Origin of the sequence: Spiroplasma apis B31 (genome assembly GCF_000500935.1) — a bacterium.
GTDB classification, from domain to species: domain Bacteria; phylum Bacillota_I; class Bacilli_A; order Mycoplasmatales; family Mycoplasmataceae; genus Spiroplasma_A; species Spiroplasma_A apis.
The window spans coordinates 207,931-226,474 of sequence record NC_022998.1 but is presented as its reverse complement, the minus strand read 5'-3'; the positions used below and the strand labels follow the sequence as shown (position 1 = coordinate 226,474).

General features: G+C 29.4%; 19 protein-coding genes. 1 reads left to right on the top strand and 18 read right to left on the bottom strand.

The window, feature by feature from the left end; all coding sequences use genetic code 4:
• Positions 1 to 77: 77 nt before the first annotated feature.
• From SAPIS_RS01015 to SAPIS_RS00995, 5 genes are all read right to left on the bottom strand, one after another.
• Positions 78 to 323 carry a hypothetical protein gene (locus SAPIS_RS01015; protein ID WP_023788969.1) on the bottom strand — a complete coding sequence of 82 codons (246 nt, stop codon included), beginning with the start codon at positions 321 to 323 and terminating at the stop codon, positions 78 to 80.
• Entirely contained in the window at positions 324 to 1,439 is a 1,116-nt protein-coding gene (locus tag SAPIS_RS01010; RefSeq protein WP_023788968.1) for an SIS domain-containing protein, read from the bottom strand. It abuts the gene before it with no gap.
• The gene (locus tag SAPIS_RS01005) at positions 1,432 to 2,208 is read right to left on the bottom strand and encodes a DeoR/GlpR family DNA-binding transcription regulator (protein WP_023788967.1); all 777 of its coding nucleotides are present in this window, start codon (positions 2,206 to 2,208) and stop codon (positions 1,432 to 1,434) included. Before SAPIS_RS01005 ends, SAPIS_RS01010 begins: the two co-directional genes overlap by 8 nt.
• An 87-nt stretch (positions 2,209 to 2,295) precedes the next feature.
• A complete protein-coding gene (locus SAPIS_RS01000) occupies positions 2,296 to 3,234 on the bottom strand; it encodes a PfkB family carbohydrate kinase (protein WP_023788966.1) in 939 nt (312 codons plus the stop codon).
• 167 nt (positions 3,235 to 3,401) lie between these two features.
• Positions 3,402 to 4,142, bottom strand: coding sequence for a DeoR/GlpR family DNA-binding transcription regulator (locus SAPIS_RS00995; protein WP_023788965.1), 741 nt, complete (start codon positions 4,140 to 4,142; stop codon positions 3,402 to 3,404).
• 130 nt (positions 4,143 to 4,272) lie between these two features.
• On the opposite strand from SAPIS_RS00995, the gene SAPIS_RS00990 reads away from it, so the two are divergent.
• The gene (locus SAPIS_RS00990; RefSeq protein WP_023788964.1) at positions 4,273 to 5,121 is read left to right on the top strand and encodes a class II fructose-bisphosphate aldolase; all 849 of its coding nucleotides are present in this window, start codon (positions 4,273 to 4,275) and stop codon (positions 5,119 to 5,121) included.
• Positions 5,122 to 5,173: 52 nt separating this feature from the next.
• Here SAPIS_RS00990 and SAPIS_RS00985 read toward each other — a convergent pair whose 3' ends face one another.
• From SAPIS_RS00985 to SAPIS_RS00925, 13 genes are all read right to left on the bottom strand, one after another.
• Positions 5,174 to 6,190 carry an alpha/beta hydrolase gene (locus SAPIS_RS00985; RefSeq protein WP_023788963.1) on the bottom strand — a complete coding sequence of 339 codons (1,017 nt, stop codon included), beginning with the start codon at positions 6,188 to 6,190 and terminating at the stop codon, positions 5,174 to 5,176.
• A gap of 109 nt (positions 6,191 to 6,299) precedes the next feature.
• Positions 6,300 to 7,757, bottom strand: coding sequence for a pyruvate kinase (gene pyk, locus SAPIS_RS00980; RefSeq protein ID WP_023788962.1), 1,458 nt, complete (start codon positions 7,755 to 7,757; stop codon positions 6,300 to 6,302).
• A 21-nt stretch (positions 7,758 to 7,778) separates the two neighbouring features.
• Positions 7,779 to 8,750 carry a 6-phosphofructokinase gene (pfkA, locus tag SAPIS_RS00975; RefSeq protein ID WP_023788961.1) on the bottom strand — a complete coding sequence of 324 codons (972 nt, stop codon included), beginning with the start codon at positions 8,748 to 8,750 and terminating at the stop codon, positions 7,779 to 7,781.
• An 84-nt stretch (positions 8,751 to 8,834) separates the two neighbouring features.
• Positions 8,835 to 9,401: a hypoxanthine phosphoribosyltransferase gene (gene hpt / locus SAPIS_RS00970; protein ID WP_023788960.1), complete on the bottom strand. Its 567-nt coding sequence runs from the start codon at positions 9,399 to 9,401 to the stop codon at positions 8,835 to 8,837.
• Between the two features lie 29 nt (positions 9,402 to 9,430).
• A complete protein-coding gene (gene ruvX / locus SAPIS_RS00965; RefSeq protein ID WP_023788959.1) occupies positions 9,431 to 9,853 on the bottom strand; it encodes a Holliday junction resolvase RuvX in 423 nt (140 codons plus the stop codon).
• The gene (locus SAPIS_RS00960; protein ID WP_041612569.1) at positions 9,846 to 10,769 is read right to left on the bottom strand and encodes a phosphatase PAP2 family protein; all 924 of its coding nucleotides are present in this window, start codon (positions 10,767 to 10,769) and stop codon (positions 9,846 to 9,848) included. Before SAPIS_RS00960 ends, ruvX begins: the two co-directional genes overlap by 8 nt.
• 175 nt (positions 10,770 to 10,944) lie before the next feature.
• Complete coding sequence (gene eno / locus SAPIS_RS00955) at positions 10,945 to 12,297, bottom strand: phosphopyruvate hydratase (RefSeq protein WP_023788957.1); 1,353 nt, start codon at positions 12,295 to 12,297, stop codon at positions 10,945 to 10,947.
• A gap of 113 nt (positions 12,298 to 12,410) precedes the next feature.
• Positions 12,411 to 14,237 carry a translational GTPase TypA gene (gene typA / locus SAPIS_RS00950; protein ID WP_041612568.1) on the bottom strand — a complete coding sequence of 609 codons (1,827 nt, stop codon included), beginning with the start codon at positions 14,235 to 14,237 and terminating at the stop codon, positions 12,411 to 12,413.
• A gap of 90 nt (positions 14,238 to 14,327) precedes the next feature.
• Positions 14,328 to 14,777 carry a hypothetical protein gene (locus SAPIS_RS00945; protein ID WP_023788955.1) on the bottom strand — a complete coding sequence of 150 codons (450 nt, stop codon included), beginning with the start codon at positions 14,775 to 14,777 and terminating at the stop codon, positions 14,328 to 14,330.
• A 17-nt stretch (positions 14,778 to 14,794) separates the two neighbouring features.
• Positions 14,795 to 15,607, bottom strand: coding sequence for a hypothetical protein (locus SAPIS_RS00940; protein WP_023788954.1), 813 nt, complete (start codon positions 15,605 to 15,607; stop codon positions 14,795 to 14,797).
• 355 nt (positions 15,608 to 15,962) lie between these two features.
• Positions 15,963 to 16,931, bottom strand: coding sequence for a DnaJ domain-containing protein (locus SAPIS_RS05500; protein ID WP_023788953.1), 969 nt, complete (start codon positions 16,929 to 16,931; stop codon positions 15,963 to 15,965).
• 34 nt (positions 16,932 to 16,965) lie between these two features.
• Complete coding sequence (locus tag SAPIS_RS00930) at positions 16,966 to 17,637, bottom strand: M48 family metallopeptidase (protein ID WP_023788952.1); 672 nt, start codon at positions 17,635 to 17,637, stop codon at positions 16,966 to 16,968.
• The gene (locus tag SAPIS_RS00925) at positions 17,606 to 18,544 is read right to left on the bottom strand and encodes a hypothetical protein (RefSeq protein ID WP_023788951.1); all 939 of its coding nucleotides are present in this window, start codon (positions 18,542 to 18,544) and stop codon (positions 17,606 to 17,608) included. The genes SAPIS_RS00930 and SAPIS_RS00925 overlap by 32 nt, the downstream gene beginning before the upstream one ends.

Below are 18,544 nucleotides of genomic sequence, written 5' to 3'. Positions count from 1 at the left end.
TGGAAATTTTATTAAGAGATAAAAAAAAGCAACCTTTTTCTGAAATATTATGGCAGAAATTGGTTGTTTTTGAATTTTTATATATACGAAACTAACATAAAAATGCAAAACAGAGTAACAACAATTGATGTAAATAAGAAAAAGACGATTAGTCACTTGTAAAAGAATGAGTAAACGCTCCCTTTTTTATGATTATCTGAATCGAATGATTTAGCTTTATGTTTATTTTTTTGTTTCACTCTTAATATATAGATAATGGTGAGAATTGTTCCTAAAATACCCGCAAATAATCCAACTAATAAGCCTATTTGTGTTGCAGTCATTTACTTATACTCGTGAATACGTACACCCTTGACAACTCTATTAACCTCACCAGAAGGACAAGGGTTATCAGGATCAATATTTAAAGATAAAGATTTCATAATTGCAAATAATTGAGCAAAATAGATGTAATAAACCCCAATTCAAATTTCGTCATTCAAGTTAGTATTTATAAACAATTTAAGATTTTGATTTTTATTGATACCTTTATAATCTAACTCTAAAATTAATTTTATTCTATTTTCATTTTTTAGCTCTTCTATAAGATCTTGTTCATATTTTCTAGAGTGTGAGTTCGATGATCTCAAAACTAAAACGGCGCTTTCTTTATTTAAAATTGATTTCGGGCCATGTCTAAAACCTAAAATATCATTAAAAAATGTAGGGATTATCCCCTGTGTTAGTTCGAGGAATTTTAAACTAGACTCTTGGGCAATACCTTTCATAACACCACTTCCTAAATAAATTATTCTTTTGAATGAAAGTTCTTCTAACATATGTATATTTTGTTCGATATGATGCACAGCATCTGAATATTTGCTCAAATTATCTTCAAAGTTTAAAAAAAATAAGCTGTCAGTCATTAAAGAAAATATCAAATTGGCAGCCATCATCATTCCAGAGTAACTTGATGTCATTGCAAAACCTTTGTCATTCGACTCATCGGGTAATAGTATTAATTCTATATTTTCTAAAAAGTTCACTTGCTTTGCTAACTCTCCGTTTTTGTTACAAGTTATAATTAAATTAAAATAACTTTTCATATATTTGTTCATTACATCAAGTGAAGCAACCGATTCTGGAGAATTACCGCTTCTAGCAAACGAAACTAAAACCACTTTTTCATTTTTACGTACGTAATATTTTGGGTTTAAAATTAACTCTGTTGATGAAACAGATATTATATTCAAACCTTTACTATATCAATAAGGTTGGATTGCATTTCCTATGAATTCACTGGTTCCTGCCCCTACCAATAGGATTTTGTAATTCTTATATTTTTGGGCAAATTCTTTATAGTGATTAATATTATTTACGAACGTTTCGTAAATTTTTTTAAATATGATGGGTTGTTGGCGTATTTCTTTTATTGTTTCTATATTTTCAAAACTAATCATTATTCTCCCTCTTCGCTAAAATAAGTTTATCTTTTAGCAATTCTTTCATTTGTTCGCTACAATTGTCTGTAATTATATATTTAATACTATTGATATTAGTTATTTTATTAGCACCAATATTTATGAACTTTGAAGAATCTATTAGTAAATAAGAACTTTGACAATTATTCATGGCTTTTAAAATCACATCGATTTCAGGGTCAAAATCATCATATACATTTCCTTTATCATCAATACTTAAGGCACTAAAAAACGTCTTTGAAAGGCGCATCTCATTAAAATGATTTGCTTGATTTTTCGAGGAAAAGACTTGACTTTTCTCTCTAAAAAGTCCACCTAATAAAACTACATCTTTAATAAAGCGATTTTTTCTGGACTCATTAAAAACAGTTAATGAGTTAGTAACTACCATCTTAATAGTTTTTTTTATCTTAGAGACAAACTTTTCCATTGTAGTACCTGCTGAACAAAAAATAATGTCTTGATCACACAATAGTTTTACAGCGGTTTTTGCTATCAAGCATTTTTTATCTATCTCGATAGTTAATTTTTTAACCCTGCTTTCTTCGAAGTCATCATTAATTTTTAACGATATACCTCCAAAAGATAAACTAATAGCTTCTTCAAGTTCTAACTCCTTAAGGTCTCTCCTCGCTGTAGTTTCATTAATTCCTAGTTCATTAGCAAACTTAATAAAATCTCTAGATGTTATAAATTTTGATTTTTTAAGTTTTTCTAGAAACAATTCCTTTCTTTTAATTTTGTGCATAATATCCTCCCATTGCCTATTTTATATCAATATGAAATAATTTGGAGAATATTGAAATAATTTATTCAAATTTTGGAATTTTTTATACTAACGCACTACTCTTATTTTTATTTGATCGGTTTGTTTTAAAATAGTACTAATTTTTTCTTTTGTAATACTATGTTTTCAAATTATAATTGCATTGCCAACTAATAATGAGCTCTTGAGTGCTGATTCGAAATCATTAGTTTTAATAAATGTATCTAAGAACCCTGCCAAAACTCCATAATTAAGATCAATAACTTCTTTATTTTGTAAATTCAGATTTTCAAAAGAGGCTTCTAAGATATTTTGGTTATTTGCTAAGATGAGGTTGTTATTTTTACATACTAAAATATTTTCTATCCCTTTATTAAGTAAAACGGACATAGAAATAATTAAATCATTTTGATTGTTTATTTTTTTTCCCATTGTTAATTCAAGTTCTTCAATGTTTGTCTTGTATAAAAAAACTTTGTTTCCCAATAATTTTCTTAAGGGCTCACCAAAAACATCTGTCACAAATCTCGCTTTATTAATGTTAGCTATTTCGCAAATATCTCTTATGATAGAATTATCTACATTTGGTGGAACTGTTCCAGTAGAAACTACAATGTCGTTTTCTTGCAAAACATCATAAAAATATGATTTCATCTTTCTGAGTTCAAGTTGGGATACAGGAGCACCAAAAGTGTTACATTCAGTTATATCATTATCCGCCAACTTAACACTTATTCTAATATCTCCCTTCGCTTGAAATCATTTTAAGTTCATATTCTCTTTTTCCATTTCGTTCTTAAAAAGTGATCCAAAATGAGGAGGAATGAACAATATAGGTATAACATCTCAATCCATCTTCTTAAATATTCTTCCGATATGAAGAACTTTAGTAAATGGCTTCATTTTAGATTTATAAGATTGATTTTTTTTATGTTTAACTAACTCATCGAAATATAGTTTGTATTCAATTGAAGGGTTCAGGGAAGTAATGTAAATTTTTTTCTCCATTTTCAATGTGAAATTTTAACACCAAAAAAAGTTTGGTAGATTAAAATAATCATTTCCTTTCATTATTTCTGCTTAAAAATTATAGTCTTTATAAACATTAGTTTTCATAGATATATATTTTACCTTCAAAAGGTTAATTGTCAATAAAAAAGAGTAGAAAATCTATTTTACTCAGTTTTTGCAATTATTATATTATTTAAATCAAACTTGGGTGCTTTTTCACTAATTATAGTTGTGTTTTCCTGAGTAACCACTTTGACACTATTTTTTTTACCATATTTACTAGAATCACACAAAATAAAAGCCTTTTTTGAACATTTGATTACTTTTTCTTTTATCATAGCTTCTTCTATGTTAGTGGTGTACATTCCCTCTTTGTCAACGTTATTGATACCAATAAATGCCTTATCAAAATAAAAGTTTTCTAAAAACTTCAAAGATAAAACACCCGCAGTAGCATGGGTTGATGGGATTATTGTTCCACCAACTAAACAAACTTCAATATCTTGCTCCATTAGTTCCAGTGCTATTGAGTACCCGTTAGTTACTATTTTTATATCCTTATCTGCTAAATATTTTATTAATTTTTTTGTGCTTGTTCCTGTATCTAAAAAAATATAATCTTTCTCTTCAACTAAGTCCGCAGCTGTTTTAGCTATCAAATCTTTTTCAAAACTATTTAAATTTATTTTTTCCTCATCAAAAGATTCTCTATTAGTTTTATGTTCGAATATAGACTTAGCGCCACCATAAACTTTTATAACTCTATTTTCCTTATCTAGTGAATTTATGTCGCTTATTATAGTTTGAATAGTTGAATCAGTTAATCTAGCAAGTTCATTATTTTTTACAAAGCCCCTTGTGTCTACTAATTCTAATATTTTAGCTCATCTCTCTTCTTTTAACATTCAAATTCTCCTCGTTGTTATTTATTAAAAAAGTTTAAAAAAGTTTAAAAAAGTTTAAAAAAGTTTAAAAAAGTTTAAAACAATGTAAAATACTTATGTGTATAGTTTATCACAAAAGGAGGTATCAATTATGAAAGCCAAATTAAAATTAGAACTAGCAAAAGCGAAAAGAGAAGGCTACGCAGTTCCAGCCTTTAACTTTGATAACCTCGAGATGATGAAAGGAATTATTGAAGCTTCAGAGGAAGAAAAATCACCTGTAATATTAATGGTTACTGAAAGTGCAGCTAAATATATCGGAATTGAGAATGTATTTGCTCTTTCATTAAAAGCAGCAGAAGAAGCTCGAATACCAGTTGTGTTACATTGAGATCATGGCTTCGATATTAAATTAATTAAACGAGCATGTGATGTGGGTTTTTCAAGTGTGATGCTAGACGCATCACTTAAACCGTTCGAAGAGAATGTAAAGGAAACAAAGGAAGTTGTTGAATATGCAAGAACTAGAAATGTGGATGTTGAGTCAGAAATTGGCCATGTTGGTGGAAAAGAAGATGATAGAGATACATCAAATAAAAAATATACTTCTTTAGAAGATGCAATTGCCTTTGAAAATAAGACTCAAATAGACGCACTCGCGATAGCGATAGGAACAAGTCACGGTTTAAACAAGAGTAAAATCGAACTACAATTTCAGCTACTAAAAGAATTAAGCGAAAAAATAAAGGCACCTCTTGTATTACATGGGGCAAGCCAAGTTTCATTGAGCGACCTACAAAAAGCAATCAGTTTGGGTATAACTAAAATAAATATTGGTACAGATCTAAAAATTGCTGCTTGTAATGGAATCAGAAATTGATTAACAGATCACCCTAATGAGTATGACGCTCGTAAGTATGGTAGATCTTCAATCGATGAGGTCAAAAATGAAGTGAGAAAAAAAATTAGAGCCTTCGGCTCTAACAATCGATATAAATAAAAACACACTACAATTCTAAACAATGTTTTAGACAAACAAAGTAAATAATATTTTACTTTGTTTTTGTATTATTATATTTTGATGCAAAATTTAGTGTTCTAGTGGTATAGTCCTTATAATTATTAACAATAGACTGACTATGTTTGGCATTATCATATATAATCAAGTTCTCTTTATTGTTATCGAAAAGACTTTTTTTATAATGCATAACTACTGAGTTATCATACATAATGAAGTCATCTATTTTACCATGAATATATAATATTGGTAAATCTTTGATTTTTTCATATCCTCAAAATAAGTTAACTTCTTTTATGTTAGTTTTACTATGTAGTCTAAATAAAAAATTAATTCATAATGTACCTAATCATCAAGGTAATTTAGTATATTTTTGTAAAAAGAATCTAATTTGCGGAATTGCTTGCATAAATGGGCAATCAGCAATAATTCAATCAACTTTATTTTTTAGATAATAGTTCTTAGCAAACATAAGCGATGTTGTCGCTCCCATACTAACCCCTAAAATTCCTATTTTACTTGTTTTTTTAGTTTTTTTAATTCACTCTACTAACACATCAAGAATTTTTGAATTAGTTAAACCAAAATCTGATTTCTTTCCATATGTTTTCCCATGTGCATAGGCATCGAAAGTTAATATATTATAACCCTCTTTATAAAAATGAAATACATTCCTTACACCAATATATTTATTTCGTTTAAAACCATGAACACCGATAACTCATTTATCGCTGTTCTCGTGTTCCATCGTTAGAACACTAATTTTCTCTTCTTCATTTCCTATAAAAAACTCTTTGTAAGAGTTTTCTTTAATATTATATTTTGGCATTTTTTTGACTTGACCATCATATTCTAAGTCACTAAGGGTATTTAACTCTTGACCCCCTTTTCCAATTCCGCTTCTTTTATATTTGAACAAATATGGAACAAAGGCTATTGAAAAGATTGTAACAAAGATAATCACAATAGGAAAAAGAAATAAAGTACAAGATAAAGCAAATCAGTTGTATTGATATTTTCTTAATTTTTTGTAACTTTTTTTATAAGACATTTTAATAACCTCTTTTATATATTAATTAATTATATTACAAATTGGTACAATTGCTACATCGAACAGGACCCGTATTATATTTTAAAAAAAATTACCGAAGTAATTTTTTTTAAACAGTATGAACTTTTATGTTTTCTGATCTTACGATTAAAATTTCTTCGCCTTTTTTGGCACCTCATGATCTGGCAATCTCGCTTAAAAGGCTTGGGTTTGCCACTGCTTCATCAATGTTTTCTACTCTATTCATAAAAATTGAATGTCATGAACCAAACGCTGTTCATAATTTTTCATTTTCACAAATACCTAGAATAGTAACATTCGGTCTAAACTTAGAAATGGTTTTCAATAATTCTCCAGTTCTAGATAAGACAATTGCAAACTCATACTTACCATTTCGAGTAATATTAGCTAATTCATCTGCGATTTTTGCTCTTGGTCCTTGAGTTGTGCTTCTTGCAATTTCTAAAGCTCTGTCGTAATAAACTTTTCCATAATAACCAAGCTCAGCACGTTTATTAATTGTTGCCATAGTTTCAGTTGTAATAAAAGGATAGATACCAGCAGCTGATTCTCCACTCAACATTGTGGCATCTGTACCTAGTTCAGTAGCATAGTAAACATCGGTAACTTCTGCTCTTGTTGGTTGTGGGTTATCAGTCATTGATTCCAACATTTGAGTAGCGACTATCACAAGCTTTCCTTTTTCACGACATTTTCTAATCATTTGTTTTTCTCAATAAGGAACTTCGTAATAAGGTATTTCTAAACCAAGGTCTCCCCTAGCTACCATTATCCCGTCACTTGCATCAATGATTTCATCGATATTAAATATCCCAATTTTTGATTCTATTTTTGAAATAATTTGAATATGTTCGGCATTTTCTTCTTTAAGTATTTTTCTTATATCATTTACATTTTCTGGTGTGTTTACAAAACTTGCTGCAATATAGTCTATTCCTAAATTTGCCCCAAATCTTATGTCAGAAATATCTTTATCACTTAAAAATGGTAATGAGAAATCTACACCTGGTAAATTTATACGCTTATTTGTCTTAATTACATGAGAATTGAAAGCTCGACAATTTACGATTCCAGGTTCAACATTCAAAACATTTAATGTTAACTTCCCATCATCTACTAAAATAATGTCACCAGACTTCAAATCAATACTCATATCATAAGAAACAGTCATTTCTCCAGCTTTACATTCTCTTGTTTTGAATTCATTTTCAGTAGTATAAATTCGAATATCAGTTCCAGCTTTTATTTTTTGTGATCCTTCAACCATTCTTCCTACTCTAATTTCAGGACCTTTGGTGTCTAGTAATATTGAAATTGGTTTGTCTAATTCTTCGCGCAATTCTTTTGCTGCATTGATTTTTAAAATGTGTTCATCTTGACTTCCGTGTGAGAAGTTAAGTCTAACAACGTTCATACCACATTCAAATAACTTTCTCATGTCGTCTTTTGTTCCTGTGCTAGGACCTATTGTTGTTACTATTTTAGTTCTTTTAATTTTACTTTTTAGTTTGCTAGGTTCATAAAACTCTATATTTTTTGTATTCATTATTTATTTCCTCGCTATAGTTTATAATGCTTTATTTATTTGTCTTATTTTTTGATATTCTTCAGTTTTATCTACTTTTGGCATATTTAAGGTTGACTCAATATTTCTAGCTACTAATTTATTTTCACTCATTCCGATATATAAACCACCTTTACCTGCAACTAACTGTTCTACTGCAAAGATACCTGCATTAGTTGCTAAATATCTATCCATTGCAGATGGAACTCCACCTCTTTGTACATGTCCTAATACTGTCGCTCTTGTTACATATCCTGTTGCTTTCTCTATTTTTTCAGCCAACATGTGAACATCTTTGTAAACTTTTTCTGCTACAGCCACTATTACGCTTCTTTTTTTCTTCTTTGCTAAATCCAGTACTTGATTAATGACTTCTTCTTCAGTCAAAGTACTTTCTGTTGTTGAAAAAACTTCTGCACCCGTTGCTGTTGCGGCAAATAAAGTTAAATCACCACATCCATTTCCCATTATTTCAACAACACTACATCTATTGTGTGATTGCATTGTATCTCTAATGGCATCAATAGACCTTACAACTGTGTTCAAAGCAGTATCAAATCCAATTGTAAAGTCAGAAGAAACGATATCATTATCTATGGTACCTGGCAATCCTATGCAATTTATACCCATTTTAGTAAGTTTTTCTGCACCTTGGTAACTACCATCTCCACCAATAACTACTAAAGCTTCAATACCTTTGTTTTTAAGATTTTCTACAGCTTTAGCTCTAACGTTTTCTTCTTTAAATTCAGGTAATCTGGCAGAACCAATTACGGTACCACCTTTGGCGATAATATTGTCTGCGAATTCAAGGTCTACTTTTTCGATCCAATTTTCAACCAAGCCTTTATAACCGTCTTTTATTACATAAGGCTCGATCCCTTTGGCAATTGACGACTTAATTACTGCTGCAATTGCAGCATTCATTCCCGGAGCGTCACCTCCAGAAGTTAAAACTCCGATTTTTTTAATCATTATTTTGCCTCCATATTCTCTAACATTATATAACTTTTTGTTCTTTGTGGCCTAAAATTTTGTTTAAAAAAATGATAACGTTAGTTATCATTTTCAATCTTCAAGTTTTTCAATATCACATACGGCTACATAAGGCAAGTTACGTAATCTTTCTTGATAGTCTAGTCCATATCCTATTAGAAATTGATTTTCTACTTCAAAACCAAACCAATCGGGTTTTATGTCGATTTTTCTTCCTTCGGGTTTATCTAACAGACAAACTATTTTAACTTCTTTTGCCCCTTTAAGAGACAAATATTGTTTTATATAATTTAATGTGATTCCAGAATCAACTATGTCCTCTACTATCAAGACATGTTTATCTTTTAAAGATAAGTTCAAATCTAGGTTAATTTTAGGTTCGCCAGAGGTTTTGGTTCCCCCTAAATAAGATGACACCGCCATATACTCACTTTGACATTGAAAGTCGAAATACTTCATAAATGTTGATAAAAAAGGAACACAGCCTTTTAATAAACCAATCAAAATAACAGTGTTTTCCTTAACTTTTGAGTTTTTATAATAATTAGTAATCTCTTCTCCTAATTGCTTTGTCCTAGCTTCAATTTGTTCATTTGTAAATATTATTTTTTTTACTAATGGATGCTTCATTTGTACCTCCAAAATACTTATTTATTATACTACTTATTTTGTTGCAAGAAAGTCTCTAAGATAAGTTTTGCGGCGATTTGATCTTTATTTACCTTTTGCTTTTTCCTTGATAAATTAGCTTCAATCATCAAGGCTTTTGCCATCCTTGTTGTTAGCCTTTCATCAATCAGTACAATTTTGTCTTTTTGGATACCGCCTTCTTCTACTAAGGTATCAATGAATAAGTCTACCATTTCAACTCTGTGACCTAAACTTCCGTTCATATTTTTAGGATAACCTATTATTATTTTTTCAAAGTTTTCTTGATTTACAATTTTCATAAATTGTTCAACCGCTTCTGAAAAGTCATCCTCTTTAAATCTTATAGTAGAGTGAACATTTGCAAAATACCCTTCACTATATGCTACACCAATAGTCTTACTCCCAACATCCAAACCATAAAACTTAGCCATTTTTTCTAAACCTCTTTTTAAAACTTTCAATTATTAAAGGGGTAGTATAAAAATAAATCAAGACTAGCCCTATTGAGAATAAAGTATCAGTTGCGAAGTGAGCTAAAATTAGAATTCTTGAAATAGCAACAAGTATGGTAACAAATATTATTCCAACGAAAAAAACTTTATATATATTTTTTTGTTTTTTTGTTTTTTTGTTTAAATAAAACAGTAATCCCATTAATGATAATGTTGATTGCGTATGACCTGAGGGAAAGCTATTACCTCTTGAAGCACCAAAATAAACTTCGAATACATACTTAAAAGAAATGAAAGGATCTTCTTTTTCAAATATTTGATAAGGTCTTGGTCTTCCAAAGAAATATTTAAGAAATTGAACAGTAACGAATGATAGGAATAAAAAAACAACTAAATGTGTAGTTTTTCGAGACATATTAAACAAAAAATAATTGTCTTTATGCAGTTTCTTTCTAAATACTATTATGTTTATTATTAGTATAAATGTGAATATTATTAAGTACATAATTGAAATGGCAATTACTTCTATTAAGATTTTTTCGTCAAACTTGTTGTTGAATCAACTTTTGTCAATGCTATATGATAATAATCCTAAAATCACTATCAGATGAAAAATAACAAAGATAGTTTTACCCCAACTTTTGCTAATAGGATAGTAATTCAAAAAACATAAAATAGAAACGAACAAAGTTAAGTAAATCGGTATTGCGATAATAGTTTTCCCAACAACATCAAACGAATACTTAAATCAATTTCATTGAGAATATATATTAGTCTTTATAATCTCAGCAATTTTAAAATCATAAATTCCTAAGGTAATAAAAAATGGTATAAAGATACCCACACCCAAAACCCAGTACACAACTTTTTTATTTATTTCTTTTTTTAGCTTCAAAATTCTCACCATTTAAATTGTAACCTATTTATAGGAACTTTTATATACCGAATCTTTTAATAAAGAATTTTTTGTCATTGATAGTTAAATACCAATAGAGTTCAGGCGAAAAAAACTCCGCACATTTGTGTGCGGAGCTAAATTAACATACTACTTTACTAGTTGTTTAAGTATTTTATTTTGTTAAGTTATAGAAAGATTTCATTCCATCATATATTGCAGCATCACCAAGTTCTGCTTCAATTTCTAACAACCTATTATATTTAGCGATTCTATCAGATCTTGACATTGAACCTGTTTTAATTTGACCTGTATTTAATGCAACTGCTAAATCGGCAATTGTTGTATCTTCAGTTTCACCAGAACGGTGTGAAGTAACTGCTGTTCAACCTGCTTTTTGCGCCATTTGAATTGTTTCAATTGTTTCAGTTAATGAACCTATTTGATTTAGTTTAATTAAAACTGAATTAGCGGCTCTTTTTTCAATTCCTTCAGCAGTTATTTTAGGATTTGTTACAAATAAGTCGTCACCAACGATTTGAATTTTATGTCCCATAGTTTTAACTTGTTTTTGGAATCCTTCTCAATCAGACTCTGCTAAACCATCTTCTATTGAAATTATTGGGTAAGTATCCACAAGTTTATCTAGGTAAGCAATCATTTCGTCAGTAGTCATTGCTCATTCTTTACCTGTAACTTTTTCAATTTTTTTGAAGTGGTATTTACCATCAATGTATAATTCTGAGTTCGCACAATCCATTGCGATCATAATTCCTTCTTTTCCAGTTTTATATCCTGCTTTTTCTATTGCTTCTACTAAAAGATCTAAAGCAACCTCAGCAGGTGTTTTACTTTTGAAAGCTTCTAATGATTCTTCTGGATAAGCTCATGCAAAGTTTGGAGCAAATCCCCCTTCATCACCAACTGCAGTAATATCATTTTTTTCGTGTAGTAATGATTTCAATGCTTGGAAAGTTTCTGAAGCTCATCTTAATGCTTCACTAAATGTTGGTGCCCCAACAGGCATTACCATAAATTCTTGGAAGTCGATTGCACTGTCAGCGTGTTCACCACCGTTTATTACGTTTAACATTGGAACAGGTAATCTTCTTGCGTTAACTCCACCAATGTATCTGTATAGAGGCAATTCTAATTCAGAAGCAGCTGCTTTTGCAACCGCAAGAGAAACTCCAAGAATTGCATTGGCTCCCAAGTTTTTCTTAAAGTCATCACCATCTAATTTACACATTGCATTATCAATTGCTATTTGGTCTGTAACTTCCATACCTATAATTTCGTTTGCTATTTTTTTATTTACATTGTCAACGGCCTTTAAAACACCTTTTCCATTGTAGCGTTTTTTATCTCCATCTCTTAATTCTAATGCTTCTCTTGAACCAGTTGATGCACCTGATGGTACCTTAGCTGATCCAAATCCACCAAATTCTGTTGTTACATCAACTTGAACTGTTGGAAATCCACGTGAATCTAATACTTCACGTGCAACTATATTAACTATTTTTGACATATTTTTTTCTCCTTACCTTTTTATAATAACCCTAAAAAATACTGAAATGAAAAGATTTTTGTGAGAATCATTAGAATATTTTTCAGAATTCTTATAAAAAATAGAAAAATCCCCTAATGAGGATCGTTTCTATGTTGTTTTCTTTCGTTTTCTGATAGTCATTTTTTTCTTAATCTAATGTCATCTGGGGTAACTTCAACTAATTCGTCTCACTCAATAAATTCAAGCGCTTCTTCAAGAGTGAATTTTTTTGGTGGAGTTAACTTAACAGAATCATCACTTCCTGATGCTCTTGTATTTGTTAGTTTTTTTCCTGTTGTAGGATTAACATTAAGGTCATTATCTCTTGAGTGAAGACCAACAATCATTCCATCGTATACCTCTACTTGTGGTCCGACAAACAATATACCTCTTTCTTCCAAGTTATTCAATGCATAAGGTAATGTTACACCATTGGCCATTGAAACTAATGTACCATTAACTCTTCCCTCGATTTTTCCTTTATATGGTTCATACCCCATTAAAGATTTAACCATAACACCTTCTCCTCTAGTGTCATTTGTAAATTCAGATTTAAAACCTATTAGACCCCTTGTTGGAACTATATAAGTTACTTTATCTCTAACTCCATCACTGTCCATGTCTAACATTAAACCTTTTCTGATATTCAATTTATTTATTACTGTTCCAGCGTATTCAGTTGGTACATCAATTATTACCTTTTCCATAGGTTCAAGTTTGTTTCCATTTTCGTCTTTTCTAAAAACAACTTCAGGTCTTGAGATACCTAGTTCAAAACCTTCTCTTCTCATAGTTTCGATTAAGACTGATAGGTGAAGTTCACCTCTACCCAAAACTTTAAACCCATCAGCAGATGAATCACTTAGTGGTTCAACCCTTAAACCAACGTTGACTTCAAGTTCTTTATCTAATCTTTCTTTTATGTTTCTAGTTGTAACATATTTACCAACTCGTCCAGCAAAAGGTGAAGTATTTACTAAGAAATTCATACTCATTGTAGGTTCTTCAATGATGATTGGTGGAAGAGGAACAATGTTATTAGGGTCACAGATAGTATCACCAATGGTCAAATCACTTATACCCGAAACAACAACTATTTCTCCAGCTTGCGCTTCTTTAACAGCGACTCTTTTCATTCCTTGATATATAAATAAACCTGATAGTTTACCTTTTATAACTGATCCATCGTTTTTTGATATTGATACTTGTTGTCCTTCTTTAAGTACTCCTTTGAAAAGTCTTCCAATTCCCAATCTCCCAATAAATGAGTCATAAGCAAGAGAAGAAATTTGCAATTGCACTGGTTCTTGACTAAGTTCTAAGGGATAATTACCTACTTGTTTGATAATAGTTTCAAACAATGGAGATAAATCTTCACTAGGTTCATCCAATGAATATTGTACTTTTCCTTCTCTAGCAACTCCAAATAAAGTTGGGAATTCAATTTGCTCATCATTTGCATTTAGTTCCATAAACAACTCTAGAACTTCATCAACAACTTCCATAGCTCTTTGGTCTTTTTTATCTATCTTATTAATTAATAAAATTGGTCTTAAACCAAGTTCTAATGCTTTTGATAAAACAAATCTTGTTTGTGGCATTGGACCTTCTGCTGAGTCTACTAACAAAATTACTGTATCAACAGTTTTCATAATTCTTTCAACTTCACTAGAAAAATCGGCATGACCTGGTGTATCCACAATATTAATTTTGTATTCATTATATTCAATAGCACAGTTTTTAGAATAAATAGTAATTCCTCGTTCTCTTTCTTGATCATTACTGTCCATAACTTGCTCTTTAACTTCTTCATTTGCTCTAAATACTCCTGATTGACTTAAGAAAGCATCAACCAAGGTTGATTTACCTGCGTCTACATGGGCAATAACAGCAATGTTTATAATTTTTTTATTCATAATCTGGTTCTCCTAAAAATCGTATAACAAAAAAATCATATCAAATTATGTGCAACTAATATATACAAAACTAGATTATTTTACAAATAAATTCTATATATTTGCCGCTTCATAAACACTGATATCCTTAATTAATATTTTTATAAACTCAATAAGTCTTTCGGCTTCGCTTGAAATTAAACTTGTGTGTAAATAAATACTTTGACCTTCGATAAAGTTTAAAAAAGCTGATTTATCTAGCTTTGAAGGTAACTTATTGAAAAGTAACTTTATGTAATAAATAAATAGTAAGCCTGCTACATTTCTAAACTTTTTTTCAACTTCTTCTAAGATGTTGGCTTTTAGTTTAGATATTTTTTCTTCTTGTCTTGCAAAAAGCAATTCTAGATCACTATCACTTAATATACTGTATAATTTATAATCTTCATTGATTATTGAAAATCCATTATTATCTTCCCTTTGGCTTATATAGTTTTCAAACAGTGTAGAAAAGAAAATTGAGTCTTCTTTGCAACAAAACGGAAATTTCAGATGTTTTCTCATATCAAGACTCCTAGTGTTTAGTTTTTCAACGTTTTATAAAATATTTCCAATGATTGATCCGTCAACATTTGTGTTTCGGTTAGCCTCATATCATCTTCTTCGATAAGTGGTTTGTATTCTTCGATTATACAATTTGTATTTTTTTCTTCAACTAAAATTATTTTTTCTCTTAAAAGTAAACCAAAGTAGAATTTAGTTGAGTAATATATTGCAAAATTATATAAGACAACTTCGTGGTCACTTTCAAACTCTGAGTTACCGTCACTATCATCCTCAAGGTCATCAAGTAAGTCACTTATTAAGTCATTTATTTTGTAATTTTCTTTAATAACTTTTTTAAAATCTTTTATACCTTTTATACCTTCCATAGTTCTAGAAATTTCGCCTGTTTTTGTTACATAACGAGATGGAACTTTGATATCTTTTAACTCTTCTTTGAAGCCTTTAATTAATAAATCAAAATATTGTTTGAATGAGTAATCATAGAGACGCAACTCTTTTTGTTGATTTTTTTTAGTTTCTATATAATAATCTCTTGTTATGCCATAAATATATTCATAATCTGTAAACGTATCGCATATCGACATCATTCTCAAGAGACAACTAAGACTATCACGGTCAACTTCAGCTTTATTTTCTACCTCTATTTGTTCAAATGCTGTTTCTATATAATTTCTAAACATTGCCACATCTTTATATTTGAATCAATTTTTTTGTATGGCTTGTAAAAACTTATTATCTTCTCCGAAGAGAGACAATAATATAAAAACTTCTTTATTTATAGTTTCATAAGGAATGAAACTATAATATTCCCACTCTCTATAACTCATAACTTTAATCCTTTCAATAAGTAATTATGTAAACACAATAACTTATATACACTGTTAATATGGTTCATAAGTTGAATATCATATTATCAGCAAGGTCATTTTAAATAAACTATTATGAAAATTTACTTAGTAAACTTTTTATAGTTGCTTTGATAAACATAGTACCTATTTTATAACCAATAATAAATTACTCACTCTATTATATATTTTTTGACCAACAATTTATTAGTTTTAAATTGTATTTATAAAGTTAAAAAAAATTTTCTTGCGGAGTTTATCAAAATGAAAATTTAGATATATTTTTTTATTAATTGAATTATCATCCATAATACATTTAATTAAATTTCTAATTACATTAAAAAATATCGTACTTTTCGTAGTACTGCTCAATTATAGTTTTGAACATATTAATTTTTTTCATTTCATTAGCTGCGCTTGGGTCAGGATTAACATCTGGATGGTATTTTTTTGCAAGTTTTCTATAAACTCTTTTAAACTCGTTTGGCGGGTCCATTTTCGATAAATCAAAGTAAGCAAAAGCATCATTAACTTCGTCATTGAAAACCATTGTTTTTGTTTTTTCAAAAAAGTCTTCAAAATTTTCTTCTTCTGGTTCTTCGTAAGTATAAGTAGATGAACTCGTCTTGCCGTATTCTTTTTGAAAAACAAATGTTTCTAAAGTCAAATCAATCACCTGATCCAACATTCTGCTTCAATGATATGTGAAATCTTGACCTAATTCCAAAACTTCCTCTATCAATAAGTGATGCCTATATGGAGAGACTTCAATACCTTCTAAAAGTATTAAGATTTTTTCAATTATCCCTTCATAAGCATCAAGTGTGGTTCTTTGCATTACATCAAATACCCTAAGTATGTTATTATCGTTCAAATCATTATTGGTGAATGTATAATTAAAAACCTTCCAAAATCTAAGAGTAACATAGTAATTAAATTTTGAAAGAGATGTTATACCAAGAGTAGCTCCAAATACTCCAACTTTTTGTTTTAGAAAGTCGAAAACGTTTTTAAAGAGACTGGTTGCTGGATATGAAAAAAAGCTTTCTGAAATTGAGTATTTCTTGAAATCTCATTTGAAACCATTTTCCTTAACTGTTGGTATTGTTTGAGAACTAAGAACATTTTTTAGCTCTAAATTATAATTCTCAATTAAACCAACAAGATTTTCAACATTTCAGTGATTTACCTCTTCCAATGATCTGTTTCATTCAATAAAACTAGATTCTCCTTCCGAGAATTCATAAACAAACTTTTTTTTGGGCTTTTCTTTCTTTATTTTTTTGAAATTTTTCTTCCATACCATCGAAATATATCTCCCATCTTTATTAAATTATACTTTATAAAACATTCACTTTTAATAGTTCACTAACACTTTTATAATTTGGTAGATATTTTTCAATTAAATATCAAAAGTCTTTTGAGTGATTCTTATGTACCAAGTGACTTAACTCATGTATTACAACATAATCAATCGCAATTTGTGGATAGTGAATCAATCTTATGTTTAAAACTATTTTAGATTGCGAAGGATAACAAATTCCTCACTTACCTTTCATCTCTTTCAAGGTAAAGTTTTCAAACTCTAAGCCCATTATGGTTTTTCAATGATGAAGTCTGCTCAAAAAATAATTATATTTCTGTATAGCTAACTTTTTATACATCTTTTTAATGGTTTCTTCACTCGTTTCATATAACATAAATGAGTTGTTATCAAGAAGTTTTTTATCATTCACAAAGGTTACTTCTTTTCTTTCTCCTAATATTTTGACAAAACTTGGGTGTTCTATTTGTATGTTTCTATGATTTTTGTTTAACTCAATAATCTTCATGATTTTTGAGATATTTTTATATATTAAATGTTCAATTTCTCAATCATGAGCACCTAATGGGGCAGAAATTATTATTTGTTCATTTTCTATTTTAAGTCTAATGTATTTTTGTTGACGCAAAACCAAATAATATGCTATTTTTTCACCTTTATAACTTAGTATTTTTTTTAGCTTTGCCATTCTTTTTATTAAGCTTATAAGTTGCCTTTAAAGCATCTTCCTTTTCATATTGTTTGATTTTTCGCTCAACCTCTTCTTCTTTCATTTTGGTTTTTAGTTCTTTCAAATCTTTTTTCAAAGAAGCAGAATCATATTGCCCAAACTCAAGTCTACCTTCTAAAACTTGATTAACAATACTTCTATCATTAATATCAGACTTGAATAATTCATTAAAATCTAGTTTTCTTCTTCTAATCAGATCTGCTTCTATAGCTGTATATATTCCAAAAAATAGTAATATAGCTTGTATACATTGGAAAAATATCATCCATCCATTTCATGGTGAGAAATTCTCTTTTGCGGCACTTCAATATTTATCGCTCGGATTTATAAAACCATTACCAATACCCTCGGAAGGTTTGTGAGGTAAAAAATCGATAGAGAATCAAATTATGTATATCGATGCAGTTAATAAAATTGACCAAAAAAAGAATCTAAAAGCTAAATACGCTCTCTTACCATAGGTTTTTTTCTTGAAAAATGGTTTATAAACAAATAAATAAATTAAGAGAAAACTAACAAATCATATCGACGGAGTGATAATTCATATTAACAAAGAGGCAAGTTTCTCTACATCATTTGTAATTATATATTCTCCATCTACGATAGATATTTTCGCAAATAATACCATAACTACATACTTAAATAGTGGTTTAACACCGGGGTCATAATAGAAGATAAGTGCGAAAAAGATTGGAACAATAATTCAATAAGCGATCATACAAAGCCTGAATAAATAAATAAAAGTTATTGTGATACTTTTTGTAGGTTTATATCTAATTGCCTTTTTTTCATTTTTCTTGGCAAGTTTTTTTTCTTTTTTTACTTGCTTTGAATTTTTTAAGTTCAGATTTAGTGCATTTTCCAT